We start from the raw sequence: 1214 nt of genomic DNA on the forward strand, positions 1-1214 counted from the left end.
CTCCGCCTCGTAGGCCGACACCATGGCGCCGGCGCCGAAGTCGGCCGCCACCCGCGCGCGCGCGCGCCGACCGAGATCGGCGGCGGCCGCGCGGTCGGCGAGCGCCGCGCCCAGCGCGAGGGCGAGCGCGTCGACGTCGCGCGGCGGGACGACGTGGCCGCAGGCGCCGTGGTCGAGCAGGGCGGGGGAGCCGCCGACCGCGGTGGCGACGCAGGGGACCGCGGTCGCCATCGCCTCGAGCAGGCTGATGGACGCGCCCTCGGAGTCGGACGAGAGGACGAACGCGTCCAGCTCGCGGTAGAGCGCCGCCGTGTCGCGCCGGACGCCCGGCAGGCGCACCGCGTCGGCGATCCCGAGCTCGGCGACCCGCGTTTCCAGCGCGTCGCGCATGGGGCCGTCGCCGACCACGACCAGGTGCGCGTCGGGGTGCGTCCCGCGCAGCCGCGCGAACGCGTCGATCAGGAGGAGGTGGTTCTTCTCCGGCGCGAGGCGCGCGACGGTGCCGAGCAGCGGGACGTGCGCCGGCACGCCGAGCGACGCGCGCACGGCGGCGTCGCGCGGCGCGGGGGCGAACTGCTCCTCGTCGATCCCGTTCGGGATCAGGCGGACCTGGCGCGCGTCGATCCCGGTGATGGTGACCAGGTGCTCGCGCAGGGCGTCCGCGACCGCGACGACGCGGTGCGTGTGCCGCGCGGCGAGCCGCTTGGTGATGCGGTCCCGCAGCGGCTCCGGCTTGAGCACGCCGTTGAGGATGCCGTGCTCGGTGTGCACGATCGGCGGCAGGCCGGCCAGCGCCGCCGCCCGCGCGGAGCGCAGCCACACGCCGCTGTGGCTGTGGACGACGTCGGGGCGGCGCGCGCGCAGGTGCGCCGCGAGCGGCCCGGGGTGCCAGGTGTGGTGGCGCGCGGGCAGCCGCACGAGCGTGACCGGGACGCCGCGCGCCGCGAGCTCCTCGCCGAACGCGCCGACGTACTCGGTGCAGGTCACCTCGAGCTCATGGCCGAGTCGCCGCAGGCGCTCGCACAGCATGAGGACGACCGCCTCCATCCCCCCGGCGGGCATCGCCGGCAGGATCATGTGGATGCGCAGCGGCTGCGGGGCACGCGCGGCGTCGGCCGCAGGCGGGGGGCTAGCGGGGGCCGAGGAGGTCAAGCGCGGTGAAGCTGGCGGAGTAGTGTTCGTTGAACTGCTTGGTGCCGCTGAGCCAGGCGCGC

General features: G+C 77.1%; 1 protein-coding gene. It reads right to left on the minus strand.

Going from position 1 to position 1214, the window contains the following annotated elements:
- Window positions 1-1152, minus strand: a 1152-nt coding sequence (locus PYV61_RS25525; protein ID WP_275836701.1) for a glycosyltransferase, incomplete at its 3' end; no start/stop codon positions are given.
- Between the last annotated feature and the right edge of the window lie 62 nt (window positions 1153-1214).

The sequence above is a fragment of the Roseisolibacter sp. H3M3-2 genome (assembly GCF_029211165.1).
In the GTDB taxonomy this organism is placed as follows: Bacteria; Gemmatimonadota; Gemmatimonadetes; order Gemmatimonadales; family Gemmatimonadaceae; genus Roseisolibacter.